Genomic DNA, 14,365 nt, shown 5'->3' on the forward strand with positions numbered 1-14,365 from the left:
AACTCACTTCCTATCCGATAAAACGCCGGACCGTCTCAATGAATTTGCCGACCGAGATCGGCTTGGACAAATAGGCTTCGCAGCCGCCCTCGCGGATGCGCTCTTCGTCGCCCTTCATCGCGAACGCCGTGACCGCGACGACGGGAATGGAACGCAGCTCCGGATCGTCCTTGATCCAGCGCGTCACCTCGAGGCCGGAGACCTGCGGCAGCTGGATGTCCATCAGCACGAGGTCGGGCCGCATCTTGCGCACGAGGTCGAGCGCCTCGTAGCCGTTGCTGGTGCCGGAGGTCTGGTACCCGTGCGCCTCCAACAGGTCGCGGAAGAGCTTCATGTTGAGCTCGTTGTCTTCCACGATCAGGACGGTCTTAGCCATCCCGCCCTCCTGATTGGTCCGAAGGACCGGTACATATGACGCCTCAGACGCCGCTTCCCGGCGTTTCGAAAACTGGATTCAAACTAGCCTCAGATTCGCTTGAGTTTCGTTAAACCCGAGGGTCCACTTTCTGCGATGTGGTTTCCAGTTGCTTGTCCGGGGCCGGAAGACTTGAGCACGAGACTCGGGCATGATGATTCCAAATTAGAGACCGAAAGTTAACGGAAAGGCAAACCGTCCCCGTGAAAAAGCCTGTTCACAACCCCCGCGAAGTCGCTGAAATCGTTGCGATTCAGGCCCTGTCCTTCGTCGCGGGCGAGCCTGAGCGGCTGGGCCTGTTCCTGGCCGAGACGGGGGTCGGTCCGGAGACCCTGCGCAACGCCGCCGCGGACCCGAATTTCCTCCTCAGCGTGCTCGATTTCGTGATGCGGGACGATGCCACGGTGAAGGCCTTTGCCAAGGTGGCGGAACTGCACCCGACCAACGTCGCCGCGGCGCGGCAGGTCCTCGGCGATGCGCTCGGTGACCCCTCCTGGGAGCGCGACGTGCCGTGAGCGTCCCAGAGCCGGCCGGGCCCCGCTGCTTCTGCCGGGATTGTCTGGCCGACCTCGACATGGGCGTACAGAACCTGGGCGTGCGGCGCTGCACGGCCTGCGGTTCCCCCCGCCTCGTCCGCCACCGCTCGCTCGCCGGCCTGACGATTGCCCATATCGACTGCGACGCCTTCTACGCGACGGTCGAGAAGCGCGACAACCCTGACATCGCCGACAAGCCCGTCATCATCGGCGGGGGCAAGCGCGGCGTGGTGTCGGCGGCCTGCTACATCGCGCGCACCTATGGCGTTCGCTCGGCGATGCCGATGTTCAAGGCACTGGAAGCCTGCCCGCATGCGACCGTGATCCGCCCGGACATGGCAAAGTACGTCCGGGTCGGCCGCGAGGTCCGCCAGGCCATGCAGGCGCTGACGCCGCTGGTCGAGCCGCTCTCGATCGACGAGGCCTTCCTCGATCTCTCCGGCACCGAGCGGGTGCACGGCATGATCCCCGCCAAGGTGCTGGCGCGCTTTGCCCGCGACGTCGAGCGCGACATCGGCATCACCGTCTCGGTCGGCCTGTCCTGCAACAAGTTCCTGGCCAAGATCGCCTCCGACCTCGACAAGCCCAGAGGCTTTGCCGCGCTCGACCAGGAGGAAGCGCGGTTGATGCTGGCGGAAAAGCCGGTCGGCTTCATCTTCGGCGTCGGTCCCGCGACGCAGGAACGCCTGGTGCAGCGCGGCTTCCGCATCATCGCCGATCTGCAGAAGGCCGACGAGATCGAGATGATGCGGCAGTTTCCGAGCGAGGGCCGCAGGCTGTGGCGGCTCGCACGCGGCATCGACGACCGCCGCGTCGAGCCTGACCGCGGCGCCAAGACCATTTCAAGCGAGACGACGTTCGAGACCGACATCCGCGATTTCGCGACGCTGGAGAAGATCCTGTGGCGACTCTGCGAGAAGACGTCGTCGCGCCTGAAGAGCAGCGAGCTCGCCGGCTCCACCGTGACGCTGAAGTTGAAGACCGCCGATTTCCGCCAGCGCACGCGCTCGCAATCGATCGCCGCCCCGACGCAGCTGGCCGCGAAGATCTTCTCGATCTGCCGCGAGATGCTGGCCAAGGAAATCGACGGCACCGCCTTCCGCCTGATGGGCGCCGGCGTCAGCGCGCTGCGCGAGGGCTCGGCGGTCGATGACACCGACATGCTCGACCGCCGCGCCGCCCACGCCGAACGCGCGGTCGACAGCCTGCGCAAGAAGTTCGGCAGCGCCGCGGTGATCCGCGGCATCGCCTATGAGGGCCCGGAGAAGGCGCAGGAGTGATGACGGGCGAACGCGATCTCAATGCGCTGCTGAGACTGATGAAGCCGGAGCTGCGACCGGGCACCTTCGTATTTTGCACGATCGCGGCAGACGAGACTATTCCCGCAGCAGTCGATCCGCTCCTGATCTTCCGCGAGCCGGAGGGCACAACGGTCGTAGCACCGCTGGAGGATGCCGAACGCGCAGGACTGCGCTACGAATTCGCCTCACGCCTGATCACGCTCACTGTTCACTCCGCGCTCGATGCGGTCGGCTTCCTGGCGGCAATCACGGCGCGCCTCGCCGACGCCGGTATCAGCGTGAATGCCGTGTCGGCGTTCCACCACGACCATCTCTTCGTACCGTCCGACAGAGCCGACGAAGCGATGGCGGCTCTACAAGAGCTGTCAGAGGCGAAGCACTCATAGCAGCTGTAGCCCGGATGGAGCGGAGCGCAATCCGGGACAGTGCTCCGTGGCGACAGGCTTCCCGGATTACGCTTGCGCTTCATCCGGGCCACAGGAACTCAATCCGCAACCGCGACCGCCTCGATCTCGATCAGCCATTCCGGCGCAGCGAGCGCGGAAACGCCGACGAGCGTCGAGGCCGGCGGCTCCATGCCTTCGAAGAAGGCCGAGCGGGCCTTGCCGATGATGGGCCGCAGCTCCGGCTTGTAGTCCACCACGAAGGTCGTGATCTTGACGATGTTGGAATAGCTTGCGCCAGCCGCCTTCAGCGCGAGGCCGAGATTCTGCATCACCTGGGTCGTTTGCGCGGCGATATCGCCCTCGCCGACGATCCGCCCCTCCTCGTCGGTCGAGACCTGGCCGGAAATGTAGATCGTGCGCGCACCCGTCGCGGTGACGACGTGGGAATAGGCTGGATTGTGATGCAGGCCGCTGGGGCGGAGATGGTCGAGCTTCGGCATGGGCTGGCTCCCCGAGTTTGTGGTTGCGAGGGAGCGTAGCGGGAGAGCGTGACGAGAGCTAGCCCCGTCATTGCGAGGAGCGAAGCGACCAAGACCTAGCCCTCAATTACAGGGCTTGCTGTCCTTCACGTCGAACTTGCCCATGGCGCCGGAGATGACGAAATCGTTGTAGTCGAGCACGAGCTGGCGCGAGACGCCGTTCTCGTAGAGCTCGAACGCCATCGCATAGACCGGCGTCTGCTCGCCCTCCTTCTGCTGGGCGTCGCGGTCGAAATAGCTGACGGTGACTGGCCAGCGCTTGAGCGACTTCATGTGCTCGTCCGCAGTCGACGGATCGGACGAGGTGGCACGGTCGGCGGGGATCGGCTGACCGATCACGGTCAGCGTGTTGTAGACCTTCTGGCCGTCATCGGAGCCGTCATAGACGGAGAGTTCGAGCAGCGATTTGCCTTCCCTCGCCGCTGCGATGATGCGCTGGATTTGCTCGGTTGGGAACACGATCTTGCCGTCGAGCGTGAACGTCTTCGGCGCCGGAAGCTTCAGCTTGACGTTGATGTGGTCGCCGTCGCGCTCGGCCGAGCCGTCGACGCGGCCGGCATCCGTCTCGTTCATGCGCGTCTCGATCTTGAAACGGTAGCTCTTGCCGGCGGCGTCCTCCCAGGAGTTGGAGCGGAGGTCGCTGAGCGTGACCTTGCCCTCGCCGCTGTCGAGCTCGGAGACCTGGCGGAATTCCGAGGTATAGCCCTCGCAGGCGTTCCCCGTGAAATTGTAGAGGATCCGGCCGCGGGCGCTATTGACCGAATTGGTGCGCGATTTGACGAGGCGGAGATCATAGAGCGCCTGGTGCGCGAGAAACGGACCGTTGGCGGCCTCGGCTACACCGCCAAGGCCGACACTGGCCGCGGCAAACGCCATCACACCGAGCGAAGTCCGGAAAAGATGCACCATGTCTGTTCCCTGAGGAAAGCGCAGATTCGACATTTTAATGACCGTTCCATTGCGCCGCAACTGAGGCCGTCCACGTAAAATTGCCCCTCCACGTTGAACCTGCTGGCCTGCCAACACAATGCGCCCCCTCCGGTTGCTTGCATGTGGCGGCACGATGGGCGAAACAGGGCGCGCCCGGCCATCCAGGGGACGCGCCGGAGCGAAGGATTTTTGGACAACGAGGTCGGACATGGCGGGCACGGTCGAGCAGAAACTGGCGGAGCAAGGCATCAAGCTGCACGAGGCCCCCTCCCCCGTCGCCAACTACGTGCCTTTCGTGCGCACGGGCAACCTCCTGTTCGTCTCCGGCCAGGTCTGCTTCGACCCCGCCGGCAAGCTGATCGCCAAGGGCAAGCTGGGCGCCGGCGTCTCGATCGAGGACGGCGCCGCAGCCGCGCGCGGCTGCGCCGTCAACCTGTTGGCCCAGGTCAAGGCGGCGCTCGGCGATCTCGACAAGGTCGTACGCGTCGTGCGCCTCGGCGGCTTCATCAACTCGGCCCCGGATTTCCTGGATGGGCCGAAGGTGCTCAACGGCGCCTCCGACCTGATGGTTGCCGCCTTCGGGGACAAGGGCCGCCATGCCCGCACCACCGTCGGCGTCGCCTCGCTGCCCGCGGATGCGGCGGTCGAGGTCGAAGGCGTGTTCGAGGTCGCCTGACGCCAAATGCGCGCTCCGGATTGGCTGACAGCGCGGCCGGTCGCCCATCGCGGCCTGCATGACATTTCGCGCGGCATCGTCGAGAACATGCCGGGCGCGGTGCAGGCTGCGATTGCCGGTAGTTTTGCGATCGAGGTCGATATCCAGCTCTCGGCCGACGGCGAGGCCATGGTCCATCACGACCATGCCCTGGGCCGACTAACCGAGGCCACCGGCGAGGTGATCGCAAAGACCGCGACCGAGCTGAAGGCCGTCAGGTTCAAGGACACCGACGAGCGGATGATGTCGCTCGCCGACCTCTGCGCCATGGTCGCCGGACGTGTGCCCCTGGTGATCGAGGTGAAGAGCCATTTCGGTGGCGATCGCAAGCTGGTGAAGCGGATGGCCGAGGTGTTGGCCTCGTATGACGGCCCCGCCGTCGGCATGTCCTTCGATCCCGACCAGGTGCTGGCGCTGCGAGACCTGTTGCCAAACCGTCCGCGCGGCATCGTCGCGCAGCGGAGCTATGAGGACGAGTACTGGGCCAAGCTCACCCAAGTGCAGCGCGACAGCATGCTCTACCTGCGCCACGGCTTGCAGACCCGGCCGCATTTCGTCGCCTTCAAGGTCGACCACCTGCCGGCCCCCGCCCCCTGGATCGCCCGCAACCTGTTCGGCTGCGCCCTGCTCGGCTGGACCGTCCGCACCCCGGAGCAGCGGAGCCGGGTCGGGCGGTATGCGGACCAGATGATCTTCGAGGGGTTCGTGCCGTAGGGCTTGCCCGTGTCCCGGACAAGCTGCGACGCGTGAGCGTCGCAGCGATGAGGCGGGACCATCTCTCCGCGAGCGCGCGGCCACATGGGCCCGGCTCAGCGGCGCACCACGCCGGACGATGCCTCGCATCGCCGGGAGTGCTGCGCCGCGTCCGGGGCACGAGACCTGTGTTCCCCCCGCCCTCTTGAAGTCGCTGCTGCAATGCACGATCTTGGACGCGATGGCATCATCGGAAATCACACTCGAGGCCGTACCTTCGATTGGCGACGTGTCACCGGAGGATTGGGACGCCTGCGCCAACCCCGGCGGACAGTGCAATGGGGCTGGCGCCGGAACCTCAATCGCTCTTCCAAGCGATTCCCTCGACCTCTCAAGATCCGCCTATAACCCGTTCGTCTCCCACGCCTTTCTTTCTGCGGCCGAGAAATCGGGTTCGGCCACGATCCGGACTGGCTGGGGACCCCGGCATCTGGTCGCCAAGCTCGGCGCCCGCGTCGCCGGAATCGTCCCCTGCTATCTGAAATCGCACAGCCAGGGCGAGTACGTCTTCGATCGCGGCTGGGCGGATGCCTATGAGCGTGCCGGCGGACGCTACTACCCGAAGCTCCAGGTCTCGGTTCCCTTCACGCCGGCCACGGGGCCGCGGCTGCTGGTGCGTGATGGCGTCGATCGCGAGCGCATCACCGAGGCGCTGGCGAGTGGGCTCATAGCGCTATGCGGCGTCAGCAAGGCCTCCTCCGTCCACGTCACCTTCGCGCGGGAGTCGGAATGGAAGCTGCTCGCCGAGCACGGCTTCCTCCAGCGCACCGACCAGCAGTTCCACTGGCACAATGAGGGCTTTGCGAGCTTCGACGACTTCCTGGCGACGCTGAACTCGCGCCATCGCAAATCGATCAAGCGCGAGCGGCGCGATGCGCTCGCGGCCGGCATCACGATCCATTGGCTCACCGGCAAGGACATCACCGAGGATGCCTGGGATGCCTTCTTCGCATTCTACATGGAGACCGGCTCGCGCAAATGGGGTCGGCCGTATCTGACGCGCGAGTTCTTCTCGCTGATCGGCGAGACCATGAGCGAGGACGTGCTGCTGGTGATGGCCCGCCGTAACAATCGCTGGATTGCGGGCGCGATCAACTTCATCGGCTCGGACACGCTGTTCGGCCGCAACTGGGGCGCGGTCGAGCATCACCCGTTCCTGCATTTCGAGGTCTGCTACTACCAGGCGATCGATTTCGCGATCAAGCGCGGCCTCAAGCACGTCGAGGCCGGCGCGCAGGGCGAGCACAAGATCGCGCGCGGGTACCTGCCGCGCACCACGCATTCCGCCCACTTCATCGCCGATCCCGGCCTGCGCCGCGCCATCGACGATTACCTCAAGCGCGAGCGCGCTTATGTCGCGGAAGCCGGACGAGAGCTTGCCGAGCCCGGCCCGTTCCGCAAAGGGGCCGACGAGGCGCCTTGACGCCTCGCCACGGCTGGTGACAGTAAGCGCAAATCGTCCGAGGAGCCGCCGCCATGACCGCCTATGACAGCAACAACATCTTCGCGAAAATCCTGCGCGGCGAGCTGCCCTGCTACAAGGTCTACGAGGATGAGCACGTCTTCGCCTTCCTCGACATCATGCCGCGCGTGCCCGGTCACACGCTGGTGATCCCGAAGGCTCCTGCCCGCAACATCCTCGACATCAAGCCCGACGATTACGCCCATGTCGCCCGCGGCGCGCACAAGATCGCCGCCGCCGCAATGAAGGCGTTCGACGCCGATGGCATCACCGTGCAGCAATTCAACGAGCCCGCCGGCGGACAGGTGGTGTTTCACCTGCACATGCACGTGATGCCGCGCCACGACGGCGTCGCCATGCTGCCGCCGGCGAGCCGCAAGGAAGACGACAAGGTGCTGCAAGAGAATGCGGCGAAGCTGATGGCGGCGTTGAAGGCAGTGTAACTCTTATCAACTCGTCATTCCGGGGCGCGCCTCTTGGCGCGAACCCGGAAATCCATTTCACCACCGTCATTGCTGCCCGATGGATTCCGGGCTCGACGCTTCGCGTCGCCCCGGAATGACGGATCACTCCGTCTCGAAATCACCCTTTTGCGGCGCGGCCAGCGGCGTGAACTCGCAGCGGTCGGGCTTGATGTCGATCAGCGGCGTGTTGTCGATGCAATCGAGGCCGCGCACCAGGATGGCATTGCCCTCGATGCCGACCAGCTTGACGATCGAGGTGCCGATCGGATTGGGCCGCACCGGCGAGCGCAGCGAAAACGTGCCGCGTGTCTTCTCGTTGTTCTTCGGGCTCTGCAGGACGATGTCGCGGCGCGAGCGGTCGAGCCAATAGAGCACTTCGAGGTTGCTGTAGAAGTCGACGCCCTTGATGGCCGGCACGAACGGCTCGAAGATCTCGAGGCGGCAGATCGGACCGTCCTGACGTCCCTGCCGCGGCGTCTCCAGCCGCGACGACCAGGGCGTGCGGATACGACCGATGAAGACGAGGCCGGCATCTTGCGTCGGCGGCAGCTCGATGGCGACCTCGCCCTCGCGGAGCTCCTGTTCGCGAACCATATGTCCTGTTCCCTGGCTGTTCGCTGGCGGTTTTAGCCCAACCACCACTTGCCGGCCAGCATGAAGACTTCGCCCGTGACCACGCCTGCGAAGATCGAACGGCGGGTCAGCAGGAAAACGACGAGACCGGCACCGACCGCGCCATAACGCAGGACATCAGGCACGCTGGCCAGCGCCCCCGGCGGCTGGACCACGATCTGGGCGATGACGCCGGCCAGGATCGCGGTGGCGACCGCCCTGACCCAGACCAGCAGCTCCGAGCCCTCGTCGATGCCGCCGCCGAACCACAGGCCCAGCATGCGCCAGATCTGGTTGGGAACGACGCCGGCGACGAACAGGACGGCCAGCGCGTGCCAGTCGCCGATCGCTTGCGCAAAGCTCATGCGCGTACCTCCCGCCACCAGTGCACGCCATAAGCGATCGTCCCGGCGACCACGCCGCTGACGAGGATATCGAGGCCGGAGTTCATCTTCGCCGCCAGCGGATAGAGCACGATGCCCAGCACGAGCGCGACGACGTCGGCGACCTCGCGGCTGTTGCGCGCCGTCGAGAACAGGAACGACAGCGGCGTCAGCAACAGGATCGCCGCACCAAGCGTCTGCGTCAGGTTGGCGGCGAGGAAATAGCCGACGATATTGGCGACAAGGCACACGGAGACGAGCCCGCAGCCGAGCCCGTGGACGAAGGCGATCCGCCGTTCGCGCGGCACCTGCGGCAGGAAGCGGTGGCATTCGACCCACAGCGTCACTGCGGTGAGATGCGCGGCGAAAATCAGCTCGCGCCGCTTGGTCGTGGGTGTGCGCATCAGCGGCAGCACCGAGACCACCATTGGAAACAGGCGGATGGCGCTGACGGTCACCGCGATCGCCGACTGGATGATGGTGGCGCCCGAGCCGAGCGTGGTGATCAGGATGATCTGCGCCGGACCTGCCCAGACGAACAGCGTCGAGCACAATGCCCAGAGCAGGCTGAAATGGGTGTCGTGAGCGAGCGCACCGATGCCGAGATAGGTCACGAACAGCACGATGGTGAGGATCGTCTGCGTGATCGAGCGCAGTCCCCACGCGAAGGCGCGCCAGGAACTATTCCATTGCGGTGAATCGAGCGGAGGAAGCGCCACGGGAGCTTTGGCCGGTGAGGAATCGTGCCCGCATAACGAGCGAGACGGGTGCGCGCGTCAAGGAAAGGCGCGGCGGGGCTGGCATGCATGACAGCCAGGCTCACCGCCGTCATACCGGGGCGCTGCACTTGGCGCGAACCCGGAATGACGGCTCATCCTACCCCGCCACACCCCTGTTCCTCAGCACGAAGCACGCCCCGCCCGCCTTGCGGATGCGGTTGCACAAATCATCGGCCTCGGCGCGCGTATCGGCGCCGATGCGGACCTGATAGAAGGCGCGCGTGCCGCGGCTGCGCATCACCGAGGAGAGCAGGCTCGGATCGCGCTCGCCGATCACGGTGCTCAGCTTCGTCACGGCCCGGGAATACATCGTCAGCGCCCTGTTGCGGTCGAAACCGGCCGCGAGCTGCACGCCCCAGAGCTTTGCGGCTGCAAGCTCGACATGTTGCTCGAGCTCGGCGACGAACGGGTTGGGAGCTCGCTTGAGAAGCGCCATCAGATCACGGCAGCTCGTTGGCGGCGAGCTCGGCGGTCCCTTGCCGGTGCTCCCCGCCTTGGCCCAGGCATCGACGCTGGTGCCGGTGATGGCATAGACGTAATTGCGGGTCTGCTCCGGCATCGGTCCGGTGCCGGCGAGCCATTTCTGCACGCGCCGAGGGCCGGCATTGTAGGCGGCCGCGGCAAGGCCGAGATTGCCGAACTGGTTGCGCAGCTCATTCAGGAATTCGGCCGACTTCGGCAAAGCCTGCACCGGATTGAACGGATCGAGCAGACCGCGCTCGCTGGCAGTGCCCGGCATGAACTGCGCGATCCCCTGCGCATGCTGGCCGCTACGCGTCATGGGCCCGACCGCATCGGCCTGGAAGCGGCTTTCCTGCCAGATCACGCGCGCGAAGAATTCCAGCGGCAGGCTATTGTCGCGCGCGGCCGCCTCCACGATCAGGCAGATCGACTCCCGCGTGTCGCTCTCGCGCGCGTCGTTCGGTTTCTCCGCTGGCTTCTCGGGCTCCGCGGCCTTCGCAGGCGCATCGGTGGGCGGCGCCTCCTCCGCGAGCGCCGGCGGCAGCAGGACGACCTGGCACAACACAGCAATGACCCGAGCAATTCGCATGGCATTGACGCTATCGGACAAATCGGACCTTGACTTGGAACCAGAGCCAACTAGCAACAGACGGCAGTATCAACACCGGTCATGCCCGATGGTGACAATCTTTTTTGATCTCGACGGCACGCTGACGAACCCGAAGCCCGGGATCACCCGCTCGATCCAATATGCGCTGGAACGGCTCGGCGTTCCTGTGCCGAGCGAGGACGAACTGACCTGGTGCATCGGCCCTCCGCTGCTTGCCAGCCTTCGAAAGCTCACCGGAGCCGATGAGCTCGCCGACCGCGCACTGCAGCTCTATCGCGAGCGCTTTAGCGATATCGGCCTGTTCGAGAACGAGGCTTACAGCGGAATTACGGACACGTTATCTTCGCTCGCAGCGACACGTCAGCGCATGTTCGTGGCGACCAGCAAGCCCGCCGTCTACGCCAGCCGCATCGTCGATCATTTCGGCCTGAAGCCGTATTTCGAACGGGTGTTCGGCTCCGAGCTCGACGGCACACGCGTCGACAAGCGCGACCTGCTCCGCTATGCGCTCCACGAAGCCAAGGTCGATGCGAACAGCGCGATCATGATCGGCGACCGCAGCCACGACGTGGTCGGCGCCAGGACCAACGGGATGACCGCCATCGGCGTGCTCTACGGCTACGGCAGCGAGGCCGAGCTGCGGGAGGCCGGCGCGCATCACATCTGCGCGGCACATCCCGAGCTGCTCGGCCATTGTGTCGCTTAGGTGCTGACAGTTTCGACCGCCGCCAGCATGCCTGTCTTCGGGTGACAGTTCAGATATTCGAAGAACTGTTCGTCGGCGGCCGCCACCGTCACCTCGTGATAGAGCCGCAGCTTGGCTGACGGTCCGAGCGTCGACAGATATTTCATAGCCGCGCCGAAGATCTTGACGTGGGTCGGATGCGACTCCGCCCAGCGTTCGAGCGCGGCGAGGCTCTTCCACCAGCTCTGCCCGTAGGATTTTTCGCTCGCGCTTCCGTCGGCCGCCAGCACCTGCATGTAGCGGTTGGCATAGCAGCCAATCGCGAGGCCATCATCGCGCAGAAAATCCATGCCCTCGCGTAGCACCGGTTCGACGTCGTCGAGATAGAGCTTTCGCTCGGATGCTGCGGTATCGCTCCAGTCCTGCCCGGAGCGGATCAGGCAGAGATTATCGTGCGCCACGACTCTCAGCCGCGGGCCGTCGCAAATCAGCTCAGGCGCGCCACCAGGCGCCATCGCATCAGTCTGCGACAGCGGGATACGGTCGCGCATCCCGCCCCAGTAGGCGTGCTCCTGCACCTCGCCGCTCATGCCCTCCGCAACGACGGCGACACCTTCCGGCCGATCGGGCGAGGAGAACAGCGTCTCGTGACGGGCCACAATAGGACGCAGCACCTCGACGAAGGTACCGATGCCTTCGCGTTGCCGCCCCGTCCACATCTCGCGAGCCTGCGCGAACCAGGCATCAAAGCGTGCGAGATCGTCCCAATAAGCGACCGTGACAACATTCTCGCTGCCGGACTGATCTCTATAGCTTGCCCGGTCCGAATGCGACGGACCGCCATCCATTGCGAACAGTCCTGCGAGTTCTTTCAACGCCTCCATTGCCGCCGGTGCCGCACCGCCATGCTGGACACCGAAATAGGCCATTACGACGCGGCTGACCGAAGGTTTGTAGCGCGCCACGAAGGACGGATATGGCGGCTGGTAATCGTCCGGCACGCGCTTGTGGCGCGTGCGTGCGGTTTCGAGATGCGCGGGAATTGCGGATTCCATAGCCATGCCTCCCCGTGATCGCCGCGATCAGCTTGCCGCCGCCGCAATGTCCATGGGCTCGACGGTGTCGACCGGCAGCGCGAACTGCTCGACCCGCTGGTACCGCTTCTTGTTGAGCAGCAGCCGTGTGACGTCGGGCCGCGAATAATGTCCGGCGGGATCGGCAGCATTCTTGGCAACGCCGATGGCGCCGAGATCGATCTCGGCGATCAGCAGGCCTTCCTGATCGGGTGCCAGCTTGTCCCCGATCTGACTGCCGTCGGGGCCGTAGATGGCCGCAAAGCCGCCGCCCGCATGCAGCAGCGCATTCTTGTCCGGCCGATCGCAGAGCTCGTCGATCATGGCCTGCGAGACGGTGGCGCAAGGCGCGAGCACGAAGCAGGAGCCTTCCACCGCATAGACGCGCGAAGCCGCGTTGTTGACCTCGGCCCCTAATGCCGGCGCGAAGGGATCGTAGAGCGAGAAGCTCGGCCAGGCCGCGACATGGACCTGCTCGTTCTGAGCGTACATCGCATATTTCGACAGCGGCTGCAGATGCTCCCAGCAGCACAATGCGCCGAGCCGGCCGATGTCGGGCCGCGCATGCACGGCGAGGTCGCTGCCGTCGCCTTCGCCATAGACCGTGCGCTCGGCATGGGTCGGCCGCAGCTTGCGGCGCTTTGCGATGGTCTCGCCATCAGGGCCGATCAGCCATTGCGCGAGGTAAAGGCTGCCGCCGTCGCGCTCGGACAGGCCGATCACGGCGGTGAGCCTTGCCTTGCGCACGGCCTCGCGCAAGCGCTCGGCCTGCGGGCTGTCATAGGACAGCGAGTTGTCGAAATAGCGCTGCACGAAGCCCCGCCCGATCGCCCAGGCCGGGGAATCCAGCCAGATGTGCCAGGGGTAGCCGGGGATGAAAGCTTCAGGAAAGGCGATCAGCTTGGCGCCCTTTTCCGCGGCCTCCCCGATCAGCGCGATCGACTTGTCGATCGAGGCGTCGAGATCGAGCCAGGCCGGCGCCGCCTGCACCACCGCAACCTTGTATTTCGGATGTTCGATGCCCATTGCCGCCTCCATTGCCGGTTGATCGCAAGCCACGTCCGATGCAGTCTATTTGGCCAAGCCGGGCGGCCAGGCGCTCGACCGCGGCGGAACAAAAACTCGACTGGAAGGGGATCGCCGGTACGGAATTCGCCTCCGGTCAGGCTCGATCTGCGCCAACATGCGGTTTTGCAGGATGTGAAAGGGAGGCTGTCCTGATGCCAATCCAGTTCACGACAGACGGCAGTCCCGGCTACCGGCGGCTCGCGCTCTGGCAGGACATCGTCTGCGACGTCTTCGTCGGGCTCGACTGCAAGTCCGACCTCGGCAGCGCCTTTCATGGCTCGGTCACGCAGGCCTCGCTCGGCAAGGCCGTGTGCTCCGAGGTCTGCTCGGACCGCCAGCACGTCTTCCGCACACCGTCGCGCATCGCGCGCTCGGATCAGGACTTCGTCCTAGTCGCACTCGGCAATCGCGGCAACGGGCAGGACGGCCGCGAGACCGTGATCCACCCTGGCGAGTTCGCGCTCTACGACACGACGCGCCCGTACGAGCTGAAGTTCAACGACAGTTTTACGCAGACCATCTTCAAGGTCCCACGCGAGATGCTGCAGCGGCGGCTCGGCGGCACCGAGACGCTGACCGCAATGTCATTTGGCGCCGATGCACCGCTCGAGCGGCTCGCCTATGATTTCATTATCCGGCTCTGCCAGAATGCGGATAGCTTGGCTCCGGATACGGCCACGGCGCTGTCGGAGCAGGCAGTTGATCTGCTCGCGATGGCATTGAGCGAGCGGCTCGGCAAGTCATCGCTGCCGTCCTCGACCCATCGCTCGGCCCTGCTCTACCGAGTGAAGGCGCACATCCGCGCGCACCTCGCCGATCCCGATCTCTCGGTCGCTGAAACCGCAGCCGCGCTCGGCATCTCGCCGCGCTATGTCAACGATCTTCTCGCAGACGAGGACACCTCCTTCCAGCGCCATGTCCTTGCCGAACGCCTCGCCCGATGTCGGAGAGATCTCGCCTCGCCTCTGCTCGCCCATCGCCACATCAGTGAGATCGCCTTCGCCTGGGGCTTCAACGACCTCTCGCATTTCGGCCGCGTCTTCCGCGAGCATTTCGGGATGTCGCCGCGCGACTTCCGGCAGAGTCAGCTGCGGCATTGAGGTGCATTCCAGCAGGCTGTCATCTGCACGATCAGGTCATGCCGAGCAGGGCCGGTATGTGAGCAGGTGATAGGACACCGCGCCTGCTTGCA

Annotated in this window: 18 protein-coding genes; 9 read left to right on the top strand and 9 right to left on the bottom strand. The window is 65.2% G+C overall.

The genetic code is table 11. The features are described 5' to 3' along the window. Window positions 1-10 precede the first annotated feature (10 nt). Entirely contained in the window at window positions 11-376 is a 366-nt protein-coding gene (locus tag I6F17_RS29125) for a response regulator (protein ID WP_008130064.1), read from the bottom strand. Window positions 377-618: 242 nt separating this feature from the next. Between I6F17_RS29125 and I6F17_RS29130 the strand changes: the two genes are divergently transcribed. Genes I6F17_RS29130 through I6F17_RS29140 form a run of 3 tightly spaced genes read left to right on the top strand, consistent with a single transcriptional unit; the run spans window position 619 to window position 2,638 of the window. Next, window positions 619-930 carry a DUF3572 domain-containing protein gene (locus I6F17_RS29130; protein WP_036015155.1) on the top strand — a complete coding sequence of 104 codons (312 nt, stop codon included), beginning with the start codon at window positions 619-621 and terminating at the stop codon, window positions 928-930. Continuing rightward, window positions 927-2,231 (top strand): DNA polymerase IV, encoded by a 1,305-nt coding sequence (locus I6F17_RS29135; protein ID WP_036025584.1) that lies wholly within the window; start codon window positions 927-929, stop codon window positions 2,229-2,231. The genes I6F17_RS29130 and I6F17_RS29135 overlap by 4 nt, the downstream gene beginning before the upstream one ends. After that, a complete protein-coding gene (locus tag I6F17_RS29140) occupies window positions 2,231-2,638 on the top strand; it encodes an ACT domain-containing protein (protein WP_036015159.1) in 408 nt (135 codons plus the stop codon). The genes I6F17_RS29135 and I6F17_RS29140 overlap by 1 nt, the downstream gene beginning before the upstream one ends. Before the next feature lie 98 nt (window positions 2,639-2,736). On the opposite strand, the gene I6F17_RS29145 is transcribed toward I6F17_RS29140, so the two are convergent. Both I6F17_RS29145 and I6F17_RS29150 read right to left on the bottom strand, forming a co-directional pair. Further along, window positions 2,737-3,138, bottom strand: a complete 402-nt coding sequence (locus I6F17_RS29145; protein ID WP_128265330.1) for a RidA family protein — start codon at window positions 3,136-3,138, stop codon at window positions 2,737-2,739. A gap of 102 nt (window positions 3,139-3,240) precedes the next feature. Next, window positions 3,241-4,086, bottom strand: a complete 846-nt coding sequence (locus I6F17_RS29150; protein WP_225130036.1) for a cell envelope integrity EipB family protein — start codon at window positions 4,084-4,086, stop codon at window positions 3,241-3,243. 229 nt (window positions 4,087-4,315) lie between these two features. Here I6F17_RS29150 and I6F17_RS29155 point away from each other — a divergent pair, with 229 nt between their 5' ends. The 4 genes from I6F17_RS29155 to I6F17_RS29170 all read left to right on the top strand — a co-directional run bounded on the left by I6F17_RS29155 (window position 4,316) and on the right by I6F17_RS29170 (window position 7,480). Further along, entirely contained in the window at window positions 4,316-4,783 is a 468-nt protein-coding gene (locus tag I6F17_RS29155; protein ID WP_036015166.1) for a RidA family protein, read from the top strand. A gap of 6 nt (window positions 4,784-4,789) precedes the next feature. After that, the gene (locus tag I6F17_RS29160) at window positions 4,790-5,536 is read left to right on the top strand and encodes a glycerophosphodiester phosphodiesterase (protein ID WP_225130038.1); all 747 of its coding nucleotides are present in this window, start codon (window positions 4,790-4,792) and stop codon (window positions 5,534-5,536) included. Window positions 5,537-5,756: 220 nt separating this feature from the next. Further along, window positions 5,757-6,998, top strand: coding sequence for a GNAT family N-acetyltransferase (locus I6F17_RS29165; protein ID WP_225130040.1), 1,242 nt, complete (start codon window positions 5,757-5,759; stop codon window positions 6,996-6,998). 53 nt (window positions 6,999-7,051) lie between these two features. Continuing rightward, the gene (locus I6F17_RS29170) at window positions 7,052-7,480 is read left to right on the top strand and encodes an HIT family protein (protein WP_036039328.1); all 429 of its coding nucleotides are present in this window, start codon (window positions 7,052-7,054) and stop codon (window positions 7,478-7,480) included. 123 nt (window positions 7,481-7,603) lie between these two features. Here I6F17_RS29170 and tsaA read toward each other — a convergent pair whose 3' ends face one another. From tsaA to I6F17_RS29190, 4 genes are all read right to left on the bottom strand, one after another. Further along, window positions 7,604-8,095 (bottom strand): tRNA (N6-threonylcarbamoyladenosine(37)-N6)-methyltransferase TrmO, encoded by a 492-nt coding sequence (gene tsaA, locus I6F17_RS29175; protein ID WP_036039330.1) that lies wholly within the window; start codon window positions 8,093-8,095, stop codon window positions 7,604-7,606. 32 nt (window positions 8,096-8,127) lie between these two features. Then, window positions 8,128-8,478 (bottom strand): AzlD domain-containing protein, encoded by a 351-nt coding sequence (locus I6F17_RS29180; RefSeq protein ID WP_036015173.1) that lies wholly within the window; start codon window positions 8,476-8,478, stop codon window positions 8,128-8,130. After that, window positions 8,475-9,215, bottom strand: a complete 741-nt coding sequence (locus tag I6F17_RS29185; RefSeq protein ID WP_225130042.1) for an AzlC family ABC transporter permease — start codon at window positions 9,213-9,215, stop codon at window positions 8,475-8,477. Before I6F17_RS29185 ends, I6F17_RS29180 begins: the two co-directional genes overlap by 4 nt. 157 nt (window positions 9,216-9,372) lie before the next feature. Next, window positions 9,373-10,326, bottom strand: coding sequence for a lytic transglycosylase domain-containing protein (locus I6F17_RS29190; protein WP_225130045.1), 954 nt, complete (start codon window positions 10,324-10,326; stop codon window positions 9,373-9,375). An 88-nt stretch (window positions 10,327-10,414) separates the two neighbouring features. Between I6F17_RS29190 and I6F17_RS29195 the strand changes: the two genes are divergently transcribed. Then, window positions 10,415-11,053, top strand: coding sequence for an HAD family hydrolase (locus tag I6F17_RS29195; RefSeq protein WP_225130047.1), 639 nt, complete (start codon window positions 10,415-10,417; stop codon window positions 11,051-11,053). On the opposite strand, the gene I6F17_RS29200 is transcribed toward I6F17_RS29195, so the two are convergent. Together I6F17_RS29200 and I6F17_RS29205 are read right to left on the bottom strand one after the other, a co-directional pair. Next, a complete protein-coding gene (locus I6F17_RS29200; protein ID WP_225130049.1) occupies window positions 11,050-12,087 on the bottom strand; it encodes a phenylacetaldoxime dehydratase family protein in 1,038 nt (345 codons plus the stop codon). The genes I6F17_RS29195 and I6F17_RS29200 overlap by 4 nt on opposite strands. Window positions 12,088-12,114: 27 nt before the next feature. Further along, window positions 12,115-13,131, bottom strand: coding sequence for a carbon-nitrogen hydrolase family protein (locus I6F17_RS29205; RefSeq protein ID WP_128265338.1), 1,017 nt, complete (start codon window positions 13,129-13,131; stop codon window positions 12,115-12,117). 194 nt (window positions 13,132-13,325) lie between these two features. Between I6F17_RS29205 and I6F17_RS29210 the strand changes: the two genes are divergently transcribed. After that, window positions 13,326-14,273 carry a helix-turn-helix domain-containing protein gene (locus I6F17_RS29210; protein ID WP_225130051.1) on the top strand — a complete coding sequence of 316 codons (948 nt, stop codon included), beginning with the start codon at window positions 13,326-13,328 and terminating at the stop codon, window positions 14,271-14,273. Window positions 14,274-14,365: the final 92 nt, after the last annotated feature.

This window comes from Bradyrhizobium sp. NBAIM18 (genome assembly GCF_020193825.1).
GTDB classification, from domain to species: domain Bacteria; phylum Pseudomonadota; class Alphaproteobacteria; order Rhizobiales; family Xanthobacteraceae; genus Bradyrhizobium; species Bradyrhizobium yuanmingense.